General features: G+C 55.3%; 15 protein-coding genes. 9 read left to right on the top strand and 6 right to left on the bottom strand.

The features are described 5' to 3' along the window. Positions 1-98 precede the first annotated feature (98 nt). The 3 genes from AC0L7R_RS17260 (at position 99) to AC0L7R_RS17250 (ending at position 3,892) form a co-directional block, all read left to right on the top strand. Entirely contained in the window at positions 99-914 is an 816-nt protein-coding gene (locus AC0L7R_RS17260) for a CE1 family esterase (protein ID WP_473658084.1), read from the top strand. Positions 915-983: 69 nt separating this feature from the next. Then, complete coding sequence (gene pheT, locus AC0L7R_RS17255) at positions 984-3,377, top strand: phenylalanine--tRNA ligase subunit beta (protein ID WP_473658082.1); 2,394 nt, start codon at positions 984-986, stop codon at positions 3,375-3,377. Positions 3,378-3,448: 71 nt separating this feature from the next. Continuing rightward, entirely contained in the window at positions 3,449-3,892 is a 444-nt protein-coding gene (locus AC0L7R_RS17250) for a YtoQ family protein (protein ID WP_348107910.1), read from the top strand. Here the strand turns inward: AC0L7R_RS17250 and AC0L7R_RS17245 are convergent. Then, entirely contained in the window at positions 3,889-4,587 is a 699-nt protein-coding gene (locus tag AC0L7R_RS17245; RefSeq protein WP_473658081.1) for a glutathione S-transferase N-terminal domain-containing protein, read from the bottom strand. The genes AC0L7R_RS17250 and AC0L7R_RS17245 overlap by 4 nt on opposite strands. 157 nt (positions 4,588-4,744) lie before the next feature. Here AC0L7R_RS17245 and mscL point away from each other — a divergent pair, with 157 nt between their 5' ends. Further along, positions 4,745-5,158 (top strand): large conductance mechanosensitive channel protein MscL, encoded by a 414-nt coding sequence (gene mscL, locus AC0L7R_RS17240; protein ID WP_473658080.1) that lies wholly within the window; start codon positions 4,745-4,747, stop codon positions 5,156-5,158. A gap of 55 nt (positions 5,159-5,213) precedes the next feature. On the opposite strand, the gene ald is transcribed toward mscL, so the two are convergent. Next, complete coding sequence (gene ald, locus AC0L7R_RS17235) at positions 5,214-6,332, bottom strand: alanine dehydrogenase (protein WP_473658079.1); 1,119 nt, start codon at positions 6,330-6,332, stop codon at positions 5,214-5,216. Positions 6,333-6,469: 137 nt separating this feature from the next. Between ald and AC0L7R_RS17230 the strand changes: the two genes are divergently transcribed. Further along, positions 6,470-6,928, top strand: coding sequence for an Lrp/AsnC family transcriptional regulator (locus tag AC0L7R_RS17230; RefSeq protein WP_247128622.1), 459 nt, complete (start codon positions 6,470-6,472; stop codon positions 6,926-6,928). 94 nt (positions 6,929-7,022) lie between these two features. Here AC0L7R_RS17230 and AC0L7R_RS17225 read toward each other — a convergent pair whose 3' ends face one another. The 3 genes from AC0L7R_RS17225 to AC0L7R_RS17215 are packed head-to-tail and all read right to left on the bottom strand — an operon-like array spanning position 7,023 to position 8,541. After that, entirely contained in the window at positions 7,023-7,430 is a 408-nt protein-coding gene (locus AC0L7R_RS17225) for a hypothetical protein (RefSeq protein WP_473658077.1), read from the bottom strand. A 50-nt stretch (positions 7,431-7,480) separates the two neighbouring features. Beyond that, positions 7,481-7,948 (bottom strand): nuclear transport factor 2 family protein, encoded by a 468-nt coding sequence (locus tag AC0L7R_RS17220; RefSeq protein ID WP_473658076.1) that lies wholly within the window; start codon positions 7,946-7,948, stop codon positions 7,481-7,483. A 56-nt stretch (positions 7,949-8,004) separates the two neighbouring features. Beyond that, complete coding sequence (locus AC0L7R_RS17215) at positions 8,005-8,541, bottom strand: redoxin domain-containing protein (RefSeq protein WP_473658075.1); 537 nt, start codon at positions 8,539-8,541, stop codon at positions 8,005-8,007. A gap of 70 nt (positions 8,542-8,611) precedes the next feature. Between AC0L7R_RS17215 and AC0L7R_RS17210 the strand changes: the two genes are divergently transcribed. Next, positions 8,612-9,229, top strand: a complete 618-nt coding sequence (locus tag AC0L7R_RS17210; protein ID WP_473658073.1) for a TetR family transcriptional regulator — start codon at positions 8,612-8,614, stop codon at positions 9,227-9,229. 90 nt (positions 9,230-9,319) lie between these two features. Here the strand turns inward: AC0L7R_RS17210 and AC0L7R_RS17205 are convergent, their stop codons facing one another. Further along, the gene (locus tag AC0L7R_RS17205; RefSeq protein ID WP_473658071.1) at positions 9,320-10,915 is read right to left on the bottom strand and encodes a choline dehydrogenase; all 1,596 of its coding nucleotides are present in this window, start codon (positions 10,913-10,915) and stop codon (positions 9,320-9,322) included. Positions 10,916-11,031: 116 nt separating this feature from the next. Between AC0L7R_RS17205 and AC0L7R_RS17200 the strand changes: the two genes are divergently transcribed. The 3 genes from AC0L7R_RS17200 (at position 11,032) to AC0L7R_RS17190 (ending at position 14,402) form a co-directional block, all read left to right on the top strand. Beyond that, positions 11,032-12,264, top strand: coding sequence for a TRAP transporter substrate-binding protein (locus AC0L7R_RS17200; protein ID WP_247128616.1), 1,233 nt, complete (start codon positions 11,032-11,034; stop codon positions 12,262-12,264). Between the two features lie 114 nt (positions 12,265-12,378). Next, a complete protein-coding gene (locus AC0L7R_RS17195; protein WP_247128615.1) occupies positions 12,379-13,047 on the top strand; it encodes a TRAP transporter small permease in 669 nt (222 codons plus the stop codon). Next, positions 13,047-14,402: a TRAP transporter large permease gene (locus tag AC0L7R_RS17190; protein ID WP_247128614.1), complete on the top strand. Its 1,356-nt coding sequence runs from the start codon at positions 13,047-13,049 to the stop codon at positions 14,400-14,402. The genes AC0L7R_RS17195 and AC0L7R_RS17190 overlap by 1 nt, the downstream gene beginning before the upstream one ends. Positions 14,403-14,404: the final 2 nt, after the last annotated feature.

The following is a 14,404-nucleotide window of genomic DNA, read 5'->3' as shown; positions in this document are numbered from 1 at the left end:
GTCCTTCCAAATCCCCGCCGGAGGCACCCGCACGTCCAACACACGCCACGCACAAAATCGTCATGTGACATCAGCCACGACACAGCTACAAAAGTCACATGATACGCATCCTGATTTTCCTCGCCTTGTTCTCCAACCAAGCGAACGCCCAAACCAATCCCGATTCAATCCTGCCCGACAGCCCGTGCCACGGGCAAACGGCCTGCGAACTCGACGGGCGGGAATACCACGTCAAAGAACCGGACGGATGGGACGGCGTGTCACCGCTGCCCGTCTTGCTCCATTTCCACGGTTGGGCGCGGACAGGGGCGGGACCAGTCTACAACGGGCGTATTTCAGGCGCGACACGCAGGCGCGGCGTCCTGCTCATCGCCCCAACAGGCGTCAACAAAACATGGAACTTCCGCCAATCCGGCAGTCCCGATATCGCCTTCGCCAATGCGGCCCTCGAAGACGCCGCAAAACGCTATCCCATCGACACGTCACAAATCTACGTCTCGGGTTATTCCTACGGCGGCCTGATGGCATGGCGCTACGCCTGTGAAAGCGGTGATCGGGCGTTGGCGGTGATGAGCATCAGCGCAACATTCGCGTCTTCCGGCCACTGCGACCAGCAGCCAACCGAATTCCGCGAGGTCTACGGGCTGCGCGACACCGTCCTCGATTTCCCCTACGGCCCAGACGGGGACGCCACATTCCCTGTCATCTTTTGGCGCGACCAATACGATTGTGGGGACGCGACCGACGAAACAGACTACGCGATCACCCAGCGGCGCACCTTCACGCGCACAACATGGGATTGCGGCCCGAACAAAGTCACGCTCGACGTCCACCCCGGTGGCCACCTGATCCCGCGCGGCTGGATTGGGCGCCAGCTTGACGAACTGCTGGACCGGACGCCCACCTATCCGTGACCCGCACTTCCCCCCAGCACAGCTTTGGGTTAGGACAGCATCAACACATCTGATGCACGGACGACGTTCATGAAATTCACGCTATCTTGGCTAAAATCCCACCTCGACACCGACGCTTCTGTGGCGGACATCGCAGAGGCGCTGACCGACCTCGGGCTCGAAGTCGAAGGCATCGAAAACCCGATTGAAAAGCTGCAGGCCTTTACCATCGGCTACGTCGAAAGCGCGGAAAAACACCCCGACGCGGACAAGCTGAAAATCTGCCAAGTCGCGACTAAAGACGGGCCAACGCAGATCATCTGCGGGGCACCCAATGCCCGCGAAGGCATCACCGTCGTCATCGCCTCCCCCGGGACCTACGTTCCGGGCCTTGATATCACCATCGGTGTTGGCAAAATCCGTGGCGTCGAAAGCTTCGGCATGATGTGTTCCGAAAAAGAGATGGAACTGTCCGACGAACACGACGGCATCATTGAACTGCCATCCGGCGACGTCGGGCAAAGCTACACCGATTGGTTGGCAGCGAACGATCCGTCCAAAGTTGACCCTGTCATCGAGATCGCCATCACGCCAAACCGGCCAGATGCGCTTGGCGTACGCGGAATCGCACGAGACTTGGCAGCACGTGGCCTTGGCAAAATGAAACCGCGCGAAGTCGATGTGGTGCCCGCGACGATCACATCCGATCTGTCCGTCACCATCGCGGACGACACGCTGGACGGCTGCCCCGTGTTCACGGGCCGCCTGATCAAAGGCGTGAAAAACGGACCGTCGCCTGCGTGGTTGCAAGACCTGCTGCGGGCGATTGGCCTGCGTCCGATTTCGTTCCTCGTCGATGTGACCAACTTCTTCACCTACGACCTGAACCGCCCTTTGCACGTCTTCGACGCGGACAAGGTTGCGGGTAACCTGCGTGTGCACCGTGCGGCTGGCGGCGAAACGATCACTGCGCTGGACGAAAAAGAATACACATTGCAAACGGGCCAGATGATCATCTCTGATGACAATGGCGCGGAAAGCATCGCGGGCATCATGGGTGGTTTCGATACGGGCTGCACCGAAGAAACAACCAACGTCTTTGTCGAATCCGCGTACTGGGATCCAGTGCAGATCGCCTACGCAGGCCGCGCGCTGAAGATCAATTCAGACGCGCGCTACCGCTTTGAACGGGGCGTTGATCCGGCCTTCACGCCCGAAGGTCTAGAACACGCCGTGCGCATGATCGTCGATCACGCAGGCGGTGAAGCGTCCGAGATGATCGTCGCAGGTGCCGTGCCGGACGTGTCGCGTGCGTATAAACTGGACGCGAAACGGGTGATCTCACTCGTTGGCATGGACATCCCTGAAAGCACACAGCGCCAGACGCTGACAGCCCTCGGGTTCCGTCTTGAAGGTGACATGGCGCATGTGCCGTCATGGCGGCCTGACGTGCAGGGCGAAGCTGATCTGGTCGAAGAAGTCGCACGGATTGCGTCGCTGACCAAACTGGAAGGCAAACCACTGCCGCGTATGGCTGGTGTGCCGAAACCCGTGCTGACACAGATGCAACTGCGGTCTTCTGCAGCACGCCGGACAGCTGCGGCTTTGGGCTATAACGAATGCATCAGCTATTCTTTCATCGACAAAGAAGCGGCGAGCCTTTTTGGCGGTGGTGACGACGCAACGATGCTGGAAAACCCGATTTCCAGCGATATGTCGCACATGCGTCCGGGCCTTCTTCCGGGCCTTTTGCGGGCAGCATCGCGCAACCAAGCGCGCGGTTTCGCAGATATGGCGCTGTTCGAAGTTGGTACAGCCTTCCAAGGCGGCGAACCGGGCGAACAACACACTCAAGTGGCTGGCATCCTGATTGGACGGACTGGTCCGAAGGACGTGCTGGGCGAAGCGCGTGACGTTGACGTGTACGACGCGAAAGCAGATGCAGAGGCGATCCTGTCCGCCATTGGTGCGCCCGCAAAGGTGCAAATCCTGCGCGGCGGTGAAGCGTGGTGGCATCCCGGTCGTCACGGCCGGATTTGTCTGGGGCCAAAGAAAGTGCTCGGCGTCTTCGGTGAAATCCACCCGAAAATCCTGCGCGAAATGGACATCAAAGGTCCTGCTGTTGGCTTCGTGATTTACCCTGAACAAGTGCCCGTGCCGAAGAAGAAATCACCGGCGCGACCTGCTTTGCAGGCAACCGATCTGCAAGCGGTTGAACGGGACTTTGCCTTTGTGGTGGACGCGGACGTTGAGGCACTGACGCTGGTCAATGCAGCGACCGGTGCGGACAAAGCACTGATCACGGATGTGCGTATCTTTGACGAATTCATCGGTGGGTCCTTGGGCGAAGGTAAAAAATCGCTTGCGATGACCGTACGTTTGCAGCCCGTTGATGCGACGCTGAAAGACAAAGAGATCGAAGCAGTTGCTGCGAAGATCGTCGAAAAAGTGACGAAAGCCACGGGCGGTACGTTGCGCGGCTAATGCCGCGCCAGATTGGGGGCCAGCCCCCAACCCCCCGGGATATTTGAGGCCAAAAGAAAGGGAACGTCCCGATGAAAGTTTATCTGTCCGGTGAAATTCACACTGATTGGCGCGATGAAATTATTGCGGGTGCTGGCGCGCTTGACGTGACCTTTGCAGCCCCTGTGACCGATCATGCCGCATCCGATGATTGTGGCGTTGCGATCATGGGTGCGGAGCCGAACAAGTTTTGGCACGACAACAAGGGCGCCAAGCTAAACGCGATCCGCACGCGGCACGGGATTGAAACCGCTGATGTTGTGGTCGTTCGTTTTGGCGAAAAGTACAAACAGTGGAATGCGGCATTTGACGCTGGCATGGCAGCCGCCCTTGGTAAATCACTGATCGTGATGCACGGCGCGGATCATCAGCATGCGCTGAAGGAAGTGGATGCTGCGGCGTTAGCCGTTGTGGAAACGCCGCAGCAAGTGGTTCAGATTTTGGAATACGTCCTGTCAGGATCGCTTCCCGGCTAAACGGGCCGCGCCGGAATGTTCATAGCTTTGCCCACAGCAGGGCGCGCCATGAAACGTTCCAGATAGGCAGGCACGTTTTTCAGATCGTCAAAACCGACAGCGTCTCGCGTTTCGTAGAAGTTCAACGCGTTCAGCCAAGGCGCGATCGCCATGTCTGCGATGGAATAGTCACCGGCGATCCAGTCTTTGCCTTCCAGCGCGCCATCCAACACGGCCAATAACCGTTTGGCTTCATCGCGGTAGCGTTCGCGCGGGCGGGGATCTTCGATCTCTTTGCCTGCGAATTTATAGAAAAATCCCATTTGACCAAACATCGGCCCAAGGCCACCCATCTGGAACATCACCCATTTCGTGATCTCTGCTTTTTCGGCAGCGTTGGTCCCGATGAACTTGCCGGACTTTTCACCTAAATACAGCAGGATCGCGCCGCTTTCCCACAACCCGATCGGGCCGGTCGGGCCATTCGGGTCAATGATCGCAGGGATTTTGTTGTTCGGGTTCAGCGACAGGAATTCGGGGCTTTTGACGTCGCTGTCAGATAGCGTCACCAAATGTGGTTCATAGGCAAGACCCATTTCCTCAAGCGCAATGGATACTTTCACGCCGTTTGGTGTCGGAAAGGAATACAGCTGGATGACGCTTGAATCTTTGGGGGCCCAACGTGTCGTGATCGGGAAGTTCGCGAGAGATGTCATGCGACATAGCCTTAAATGAAAAAACGTTATCCCCAACTTAGGGGGAATGGCCCTGAATAAAACCCATGGAAATCTATCACGACTGCAGTAAAGATGTGCGTATTCGCGCAGCTGGCATCAGATCAGACGCGTTTGGAACTGAAATGTGGGGACTACAATGATCAACGAATTCAAAGATTTTATCGCCAAAGGCAATGTCATGGACATGGCTGTTGGTATCATCATCGGTGCGGCGTTCACGGCAATCGTGGGCAGCCTTGTGGCCGACCTTATCAATCCAATCATCAGCCTCTTCATGGGCGGTCTGGACTTTAGCGGCATGTTCGCAATTCTGGGCGACGGCGAGTTTGCAAACATCACAGCCGCTGAAGAAGCAGGCGCTGCGGTCTTCGCATACGGTCGTTTCATTATGGCCATCATCAACTTCCTGATCATCGCGTTTGTGGTGTTCATGCTGGTGAAAGCAGTGAACAAAGCCAAAGGTCCTGAAGAAGATGCAGCACCAGAAGAGCCAAAAGGCCCAACACAAGAAGAACTGTTGGCCGACATTCTGGTACAGTTGAAGAAGTAATTCGCATTCTTTGCGAAGTGAGAAAGGCCCGCACATTGTGCGGGCCTTTTGCGTTTTAGGCTTTCAAAGCCAGTTGGGGCGACAACACGTCAATTCCCAGCGCCTTGCCGACGGCGAAATACGTCAGCTTGCCTGCGTGAACGTTCAGACCGTTCAACAAATGCGAATCATCTTCGCAGGCCTGACGCCAGCCTTTGTCGGCCAAAGCCAGCATAAACGGCATCGTTGCGTTCCCAAGCGCGATGGTAGACGTGCGGGCCACAGCCCCCGGCATGTTGGCGACACAATAGTGCATGATCCCGTCGACGTCGTAGATCGGGTCTTGGTGGGTCGTGGCTTTTGATGTCTCAAAACACCCGCCCTGATCAATCGCCACGTCGACAAGCGCCGCACCCGGTTTCATCTCGGACAGTTGCGCGCGTGAAATCAGCTTGGGGGCAGCCGCACCGGGGATCAGGACAGCCCCCACAACCAGATCAGCCTCGCGGACCAATTCAATCGTGTTGCCAGCACTGGCATACGATGTCTTGAACTGGCCGCCAAACACATCGTCGAGATACCGCAAACGGGGCAGGGACCGATCCAGCACGGTCACGTCCGACCCCATGCCAGCCGCAATTTTCGCGGCATGTGTCCCAACAACACCGCCACCGATCACGACTACCTTCGCAGGACCAACGCCCGGCACACCACCCATCAAAACACCGCGTCCACCGTTTGCCTTTTGCAGTGTCCACGCACCAACTTGGGGCGCAAGACGGCCAGCAACTTCGGACATTGGGGCTAGCAAAGGCAGGCCGCCGCGATCATCGGTCACCGTTTCATAAGCAATGCACGTCGCACCAGATGCGATCAGGTCATGCGTCTGTTCGGGATCAGGGGCGAGGTGTAGATACGTGAACAGGATTTGCCCTTCGCGCAGCATTTTACGCTCAATCGCTTGGGGTTCTTTGACCTTTACGATCATGTCGGCGGCAGCAAATACTTCGGCGGCGGTGCCAACCATCTGGGCACCTGCGTCCGTGTAATCGGCGTCGGCAAAGCCCGCGCCGACGCCTGCGCCAGCTTCCATCGTGACGGTATGGCCGTGAGCTACGGCTTCGCGGGCGGCGTTTGGTGTCAGGCCAACGCGGAATTCCTGTGGTTTAATCTCTTTGGGGCAACCGATGTGCATGGTGATTCTCCTTCTCCCTATCGCCCGATAGTCTGCCGCTCTGGTTGCAAATGCTTATGGAATACCGTTGCTTGTTAGCGAAACCATTCGTAAGTTTGTGCAAGTCTGCTGCAAATATTCGAAGGATCGTGCGCAAAATGGAAATAGACCACATCGACCGCCGCATCCTGGAGGTGTTGCAAAAATCGGGCCGGATGTCGAATGCGGACCTTTCGGAAATGGTGAACCTGTCGGCCTCTGCCTGTCATCGGCGGGTACAGCGTTTGGAAAAAGACGGCTTCATCCGGGACTACGTGGCGCTGCTGAACCCGCGCAAGGTCGGGCGACCCACGACCGTGTTTGTCGAAATCACCCTGTCAGGACAGGCCGACGAAGTGCTCGATGCTTTTGAGAAAGCCATCGCACGCATCCCCGATGTTTTGGAATGTCACCTGATGGCGGGGACGGCGGATTATCTGCTCAAGGTCGTGGCTGGCGACACCGAAGATTTCGCGCGCATCCACCGCCGCTACCTCGCAACGCTCCCGGGGGTGGCACAGATGCAATCTTCATTCGCGCTGCGAACAGTGCGGAACACAACAGCGATGCCAGTTTGAGTGTAAGTGGCTGGATTGCGGGACGAAGAGGCCATATCGTCGCGTGCTCGAATGGCCGCTTCCTCAACTTATACTGGGATAATACACTCAGAGCTTACGCATCTGCGGCGTCATCACGTGTCATTATGATTTCGCGCGTGATCTGCCACCGGCCATCTTCAAACACGAAGTCGATACTAAGTGAGATAAGCTGATAGCGCCCTGTCGCCTTGTTCTTTCGGCTGACGACGATGTGGCCGTGCGTGTCGTCAGCTTCGACGAGGTGATATTTCACCCATGGATTATCGTCTTTCAAAGCACCCATATTCTCTTTGATGAACGCCATGAACCCGCTCTTGTCGCTGCGCATCAACGTGCCGTCGTTCAACAGAAGATAGGTCTGCATGTCACGGTGATAGAGGTTGTCGAGTACCTCGAACGAGTGCCCGGAGACGCCATGGATCAATCCATCCAACGTTTCTTGGACGGAGGCTGCATTCGCGTGATTTTCGGTCATAGCCATTGGTGGCTTCCTTTCGGATGTTTGCTTTTCAGGAGGCAGGATTTGCTGGGTCATTCGGTGGCGTAGTTGCTGAACATATCCAGTACGATCCGCCAAGGTGCATCTTCGTTTTCACGTTCAAGGACGTAGATGTACGACCCTTCGAGCTGAAAATCGTGGGCTTCGACTGAAGCTCGTGTCACGCCTTTCATGACGGCTTGTGTGCCGTCGTCTGAGATGAATAGGTCTTCGACCGTATGCGACAAGTCGCCTTGGTTCTCGCTCATGAAGACGATGGTTTGCAATGGAACGCCATCACGACCCTGTGCTGGAGGTGTCGCAGGTGCGATCCAAAACGTATTTTCATCGTAGAGAGCGACCAACCCGTCGGCGTCATGTGATGTGGCCAGTTCATTGAACCGGTCGTTGAATGCGATCAGGCTTTCGCGCGCGTCGGCTTGGGCCTGAATTTCAGCAAAGGCGGGCAGTGCCAGAGAGGCAAAGATAGCAATAGTAGTGAGGGCGGATGTCAAGCGCATGTGCTTGTCCTTTCAAGTTCGTATAGAGATTTTAGGGAGTTAGAAGAGAACTTGCCTTATGCGGCGCGTGTCCCTCGGATTGGGTAGTTGTTCTCAGGGTTGCGAATGAACCGAAGACCCCCAAGTAGGGTTTTCAAATCGGGACGGGCAAATGGTGCATTCGAAATATCTGTGACCTGCACCTGACCATCAGCATTTACAACGAATATACCGGGTTCTGCGAAGGGGCGATCTGTTTCATTCGCAGACCGAGGGTCAGAAACGTAAAGGCCAAGGGCGTGCATTTGATCCAGGCTCAACCCGAAGCCAACAGGGTAGCTTGGCCGCACCAGAGCAATCTGATCAGTCGCTTTGGCTTCAGGATCAGCGGAAACCGCCACAACATCTACGCCAAGAGCGTGAAACTCGGGCAGCAGTGTCTCCAGTTCCTTTAGGTAGCTGGTGCACACTGGGCAATGCTTGCCGCGATAGACAACTACCATCTGCCAATCATATCCCTCTTGAGGAACGCCAATCGTCAATTCGCCCCCACCCAACTTGGCGACTTCGATTGCTGGAAACTGTGATCCAGCAGGTGTTTTATGTGATGACATTTTGTAGTCCTTGTGTTTTGTTATGATCGTTATAAAATAAACTCAAAGCGAAACGTCAAGGAATTTTGTAGTGAACGTCACAAAAAGAGTGGGGCGACCTAAAGCATTCGACCGCGACGAGGCCCTTACCAAGGCAATCGGCGTGTTCTGGAAGCAGGGATATGAAGGGGCATCAATGAAGCTGCTGACAGACGAGATGGGGATCAATAGCCCCAGTCTTTATGCAGAGTTTGGCGATAAGCATGGCCTCTACCTTGAAGCCATTAACAGCTATGCGACGAATGATGCCTGTACGCCGTTGGTTGCTCTGGAAACAGTGCCCGACATTCGTGAAGCGGTCCGAGCATTTTTCAACGCAGTAGTCGACTACTCTACGCACCATGCTAGCGGCGCGAAAGGGTGCTTTCTTGTCTCGTGCGTTGCGACAAGCGCTGGACATGTTGACGGTACCGCAGAAATGCTGCGTGACGCGATCACCGCCACAGACGAACGCATCAAAACGCGCTTCGATCAAGAAATAGAGAAGGGATCACTTCCAAAGGATTTCCCAAGCGCTGAGCGTGCCAAACTGATGTTTGATTTGCGTCAAGGCATGGTGTTTCGAGCGCGAGCTGGTTTCTCTGATGATAGACTAGAGAGTGACGTAGATAAGTACGTTCGCGCAGTTTTGTCAGCACCCGAAAGCTGACTTTCACAAACGCTGCAGCATCGGGCGAGTTGGGCTCAAAGCAGACGTAAGGATCCTGTTCTTATCGTTCCGGCCTTTGAGCCCCCGAAATCACCCATCCTCCAAAATCAGATCGCTCGCCTTTTCCCCGATCATGATCGCGGGCGCGTTGGTATTGCCTGACACGATCTCTGGCATGATCGAACAATCCGCGACCCGCAGCCCGCTGATCCCGTGTACCCGCAATCGCGCATCGACGACCGCGTTTTCGCCTTCACCCATCCGGCAGGTCCCCGTCGGGTGGTAGATCGACGCCGTGTTGTTGCGTGCCCAATCCAATGTTTGATCGTAGTCATCCATCGGCATGTCTTTGTTCGGGCGGTATTCTTCCGATATTTTTTCAGTCAGGGGCGCATTGCGTGCAATTGTGCGGGCGATATTTACACCTGCAACAACCGTATCGCAGTCGGTTTTCGTCGACAGGTAGTTCGGAATGATCGCCGGATAGGCGCGCGGATCGGATGATTTCAGGCGAATCTCTCCCTTTGATTCGGGACGCAATTGGCAAACTGACATCGTGAACGCCGAAAATTTGTCAGCCCCTTTACCCGGATTTTCAGCCGACAAAGGTTGGACATGGAATTGCACGTCAGGCGTTTCGACCTCTGGCCGTGTCTTCATAAAACCGGTGGCAAGGGATGCGGCCATGGCCATCGGACCGGTGCGGGTGGTGATATATTTCAACCCGATTTTGGCCTGCCCGAACAGCGATGACACCTCGTCATTCAGTGTCGGTTCGTGGGTCTTATAAACCAGCCGTGCTTGCAGGTGATCTTGCATGTTTTTGCCAACGGCCCGCAGCTCCTGCTTCACCTCAATCCCGTTCTCGATCAACTGCTCCGCGTCGCCAACGCCTGACAGCATCAGTATCTGTGGAGAGTTGATCGCCCCCCCCGACAACACGATTTCTTTGCCCGCTTTGACGATCTGCTTTTTGCCAGCACGGTCGGTGTATTCAACACCCACAGCACGCCTGCCTTCGATGATCACGCGGTCGACTTGGGCATGTGTCCGAATCTCGAGGTTCGGACGTCCTTTAATAGGATTCAGATAAGCGACAGCTGCAGAACACCGACGGCCATTTCGGGCGGTCAATTGAAAAAAGCCAACGCCTTCTTGGGTTTCGCCGTTGTAGTCGGGATTAAACGGATAACCGGCTGCTTCGGCGGCGGCGACCCATGCATCTGTGATCGGGCGCTGAATACGCATGTTGGAAACGGACAGCGGCCCTTGGTCGCCATGGAAATCATCGGCACCGCGTTCGTTGTTTTCCGCGCGTTTGAACAGCGGCAAAACATCGTCCCACGACCAGCCGATATTCCCCATCTGGGCCCAGCGGTCATAGTCCTGCGCTTGACCGCGCACATACAGCAAACCGTTCAGGGACGACGATCCACCCAAAACCTTGCCGCGCGGCCATTCAATCGACCGGCCATTCAGGCCGGGATCAGGTTCCGTCTTATAACACCAGTCGACTTTGGGGTTATGGATCGTTTTGAAATAGCCAACGGGGATATGAATCCACGGGTTGATATCACGCCCACCTGCTTCAAGCAGGATGACCTTGTTCGTTGGATCGGCGCTCAACCTATTGGCAAGCACGCAGCCAGCTGACCCGGCTCCGACGACGATGTAATCTGCGTGCATTTCGACCCCTTCCTGCGATTGTTGAAAAAAAGTCTATGCAGAACGCTCATCCCATACTAGTCTTTTTTTGAAACTAAAAGTCTCAATAATACGAGACGCCAAAGGGAGGAACTACAATGAGTGTTGGAAACAAGCTAAGTCAGATCTCGCGCCGTGATCTGTTTAAGCTCGCGGGCCAGTACGGGATGAGCAGCACGCTCATGGCGGCTGGTACGTTTGGTGGCGCAATGTCACTGGGCAATCTGGCGTCCGCTGCTGAATCGACATACGAACGCCGCTTCGCGAAAGAAGCAAAGCATACGCTAAAATTTGGCGCTGCGGGCTTTAACGCACGCAACTTGCTGATCGAACGCGCTGGCGCACTTGAATTTGCACGTGATCTGGAGGCCCGTACTGACGGTGAGATCCGTGTTGAATTTATCGGCGACAACCAAATCTGCGGTCAGACATCCTGCGTTGAGAAAACACAGCAGGGTATCGTAGACATCTACGCTGCATCCACACAGAACTCTGCGGGTGGTGCGCCATACCTTAACGTTCTGGACTACGCGTATATGTTCCGTAACCGTGCGGATCAGTACCATTTCTTGTACTCTCCGAAATCTCAGGCATTGCTGCGTGATCCATATGAAAAGCGCCACGGCCTGAAGTTCTTGTTCTCACACGCTGAATTGCGCGGCATCCAGCTGGGTCTGGCATGGGAAGACAAGGACACAGTCACAAGCATCGACCAGCTTGCAGGCACAAAGAACCGCGTTACAGGGACACAGCTTGGCCGTATCGCCATGGAAGCGTTGAACCTGAACCCAGTTCCAGTGGCTTGGGAAGAAACACTTGATGGTCTGAAGCAGGGCCTGATCGATGGTGCTGAAACATGGGCGTCTGCGGTTGCATATGCGAACATGTCACCTGTTGTATCCCAGTCCGTTCACCTGAACTTCTTCTGCGGGACAGAGCACACAGCAATGTCAGCATCCATCTTTGATGGCATGACAGGCGAATTGCAGGATGCGATCATGGAATCGTCTTACTGGGCACAGACACACGTGCAGGCCGCGAACGAAGCCGCACTTGTGAAAACTGTTGGTCAGTCCGATCCACAGCTTCCAAACACAATCTTCGCGCAAAACAACGTTCGCAACGCGTTCTTGTCAGCCGAAGAAATTCGCAAAGCCGAAGAAATGTGTTCACCAGAATTCCAACCACAGCTGTGGGAAGAATGGCGCGAGCGGCTTAACGGCTGGTCCGGTGGTCTGGATACATATCAGGAAATCTATGACGAAGTGCGCACAATCGATGCGGACACGCTTCCTGAAAATGTTGAACCACGCCGCTGGTGGAAGGGCTAATTTAGCGCTTTACTCATTGCGAGGGCCGGCCGAGGGAGGAACTGTTCGGCCGGCCCTTTCACATAGAACGCATTCCGCGCAGGCGCGGTTTATCAAGTTGGGGGAGACCTTCGGATGTCACTTATCACCGAAGCTTTGGCAGTCGTGCCAGCCATCTTTTCAGGCTCTGCCTGGGAGATGCGGGACGCTTTTTATACAGATGGAATGTGGCTCTTCTGTTTCTTTTTGACGATTGCCGCAGGATTTCTGGGGCATTATTTCTTCCGGTTCCTGCCGTTTATGGATCGCCACCTTGAACGCGGTATCGCAGTTGCGACTTATATCATGATCGCAGCGATCATCTGCTGGGGCGTCATCGACCGGTTCGTATTTTCCAGCCAATGGTCTGGGTCAACGACAGTGCCGCCGTTCCTGTTCATGATCATGGCGTGGTTCGGGTGTTCGTATAACGTCCGCCTGCGGACCCACCTGTCCTTCAACGAATTTCGCAACAAGATGTCGCGCAACGGCCAGATGGCCGCGCTGACAATGGACACTGTGCTTTGGTTCGGCTTCTGCTGGATCGCGATCACAACGTCACTGAAATTCACCGCGTATTCCGCCGACAATTTCCAGTTGGTTGATGGCGTCGACAACACAATGAAGTGGTGGTTCTACATCACCGTCCCTGTGGCCTTTGGACTGATGTCCGGCCGCGTCTTTGGAAACTGGATCGAGGATTGGAAGAACTACAAATCCGGTGATCCGATCTTGAAACAAGCTGTTATTGGGGGGGACGTCTGATGACTGATGGTACTTTGATTACGCTCATATCTGTTGGTGTGACGATCCTTTTCATGCTCGGCGCGCCCGTGCTTCTGGTTATTTTCTATTGGGTGATCGGCTGTAGCTTTGTCATCGACTTGCCCATCGACAACACAGGCAACGAACTGCTGAACGTGTTCAACAAAGGCTTCGCGCTACTCGCGATGCCGCTGTTCATCTTGACGGGGGACTTGATTAACCAATCAGGGATCGCCCGACGATTATCGGATTTCGCGTATTCCTGTCTTGGCTGGTTGCGCGGTGGTCTGGCGATGGCGTCACTGGCGGCATGTGGTCTGTTCGCGGCGATCTCTGGGTCGAACTCAGCGACGACGGCAACCATCGGGTCCATGTTGCACCCTGAAATGGTCAAAGGCGGCTACGACGAACGGTTCTCGGCGGCGACAGCTGCTGCGGGTGGTACGGTCGGGATTATCATTCCGCCATCAATCATCTTCATCGTTTACGGCTTCTTGCTGAACCTCCCGATCTCTGACCTGTTCGTCGCCGGGATCATTCCGGGTGCGTTGATGGTCTTGGCCATGATGACCGCGTGTTTCATCATCTGCACGCTGAACGGTTGGGGCTACCTGATCCGTTTGTCCGTAAGCCGCATTTTCAAAACGGCCATCGGGGCTTGGCTTGGCTTCTTTGCCATCGGTCTGGTGCTTTGGGGCATCTACACTGGCAAGTTCTCTCCGACTGAAGCCGCAGGTGTGACCGTTGGGTTCTGTATGCTTGTGGGCCTTCTGTGCTTCCCATTGAACAAAATCATGGGCAGCAGCGCGGATTTGCCAGCCGAAGAAAAAAGCGTTCTGTCCATGTTCGTGGTCGAAGGGTTCACATTGCTGCAACTGCCATCCATCGTGTCGCGCTCAGCGCAGATCACAGGTATCCTTGTGCCACTGATCGCGGTGTCTGTGGCGATGCAGCAGGTGATGTCCTCACTTGGGGCGAAAGAATACATCGGTGACTTTGTGACGGGGATGGGCGGTTATTATGCAGTTCTGTTCACATCCATGGCCATCGTTTTCGTGACTGGGATGATCCTTGAATCCCTACCAGTGACGATCATTCTTGCACCAATCTTGGCGCCGATCGCGGCCTCTGTGGGCGTCGATCCAATCCACTTCTCGGTGATCTTCCTTGTGGGTGCGTCCATCGGGTTCATTACACCGCCGTACGGGTTGAATTTGTACGTCGCGTCAGGAGTGACAGGCGTTCCATACTTCAGATTGTTACGTTACACGGTCCCATACCTCGTCGCGCTGATCTCAGTCTGGTTCCTTGTAGCACTGACACCGGAGTTGGCGTTGATGTTGCTCCCTGAGTAAGT

Source organism: Yoonia sp. D2-7 (assembly GCF_055809435.1).
Note: the sequence above shows the minus strand (reverse complement) of the source record. Positions and strands in the feature narration are given on the sequence as shown.

What these genes read in the sequence shown, in the direction of transcription:
- AC0L7R_RS17260 (WP_473658084.1), top strand. Translation starts at nt 99, where the DNA reads ATGATACGCATCCTGATTTTCCTCGCCTTGTTCTCCAACCAAGCGAAC.
- pheT (WP_473658082.1), top strand. Translation starts at nt 984, where the DNA reads ATGAAATTCACGCTATCTTGGCTAAAATCCCACCTCGACACCGACGCT.
- AC0L7R_RS17250 (WP_348107910.1), top strand. Translation starts at nt 3,449, where the DNA reads ATGAAAGTTTATCTGTCCGGTGAAATTCACACTGATTGGCGCGATGAA.
- AC0L7R_RS17245 (WP_473658081.1), bottom strand. Translation starts at nt 4,587, where the DNA reads ATGACATCTCTCGCGAACTTCCCGATCACGACACGTTGGGCCCCCAAA.
- mscL (WP_473658080.1), top strand. Translation starts at nt 4,745, where the DNA reads ATGATCAACGAATTCAAAGATTTTATCGCCAAAGGCAATGTCATGGAC.
- ald (WP_473658079.1), bottom strand. Translation starts at nt 6,332, where the DNA reads ATGCACATCGGTTGCCCCAAAGAGATTAAACCACAGGAATTCCGCGTT.
- AC0L7R_RS17230 (WP_247128622.1), top strand. Translation starts at nt 6,470, where the DNA reads ATGGAAATAGACCACATCGACCGCCGCATCCTGGAGGTGTTGCAAAAA.
- AC0L7R_RS17225 (WP_473658077.1), bottom strand. Translation starts at nt 7,430, where the DNA reads ATGGCTATGACCGAAAATCACGCGAATGCAGCCTCCGTCCAAGAAACG.
- AC0L7R_RS17220 (WP_473658076.1), bottom strand. Translation starts at nt 7,948, where the DNA reads ATGCGCTTGACATCCGCCCTCACTACTATTGCTATCTTTGCCTCTCTG.
- AC0L7R_RS17215 (WP_473658075.1), bottom strand. Translation starts at nt 8,541, where the DNA reads ATGTCATCACATAAAACACCTGCTGGATCACAGTTTCCAGCAATCGAA.
- AC0L7R_RS17205 (WP_473658071.1), bottom strand. Translation starts at nt 10,915, where the DNA reads ATGCACGCAGATTACATCGTCGTCGGAGCCGGGTCAGCTGGCTGCGTG.
- AC0L7R_RS17200 (WP_247128616.1), top strand. Translation starts at nt 11,032, where the DNA reads ATGAGTGTTGGAAACAAGCTAAGTCAGATCTCGCGCCGTGATCTGTTT.
- AC0L7R_RS17195 (WP_247128615.1), top strand. Translation starts at nt 12,379, where the DNA reads ATGTCACTTATCACCGAAGCTTTGGCAGTCGTGCCAGCCATCTTTTCA.
- AC0L7R_RS17190 (WP_247128614.1), top strand. Translation starts at nt 13,047, where the DNA reads ATGACTGATGGTACTTTGATTACGCTCATATCTGTTGGTGTGACGATC.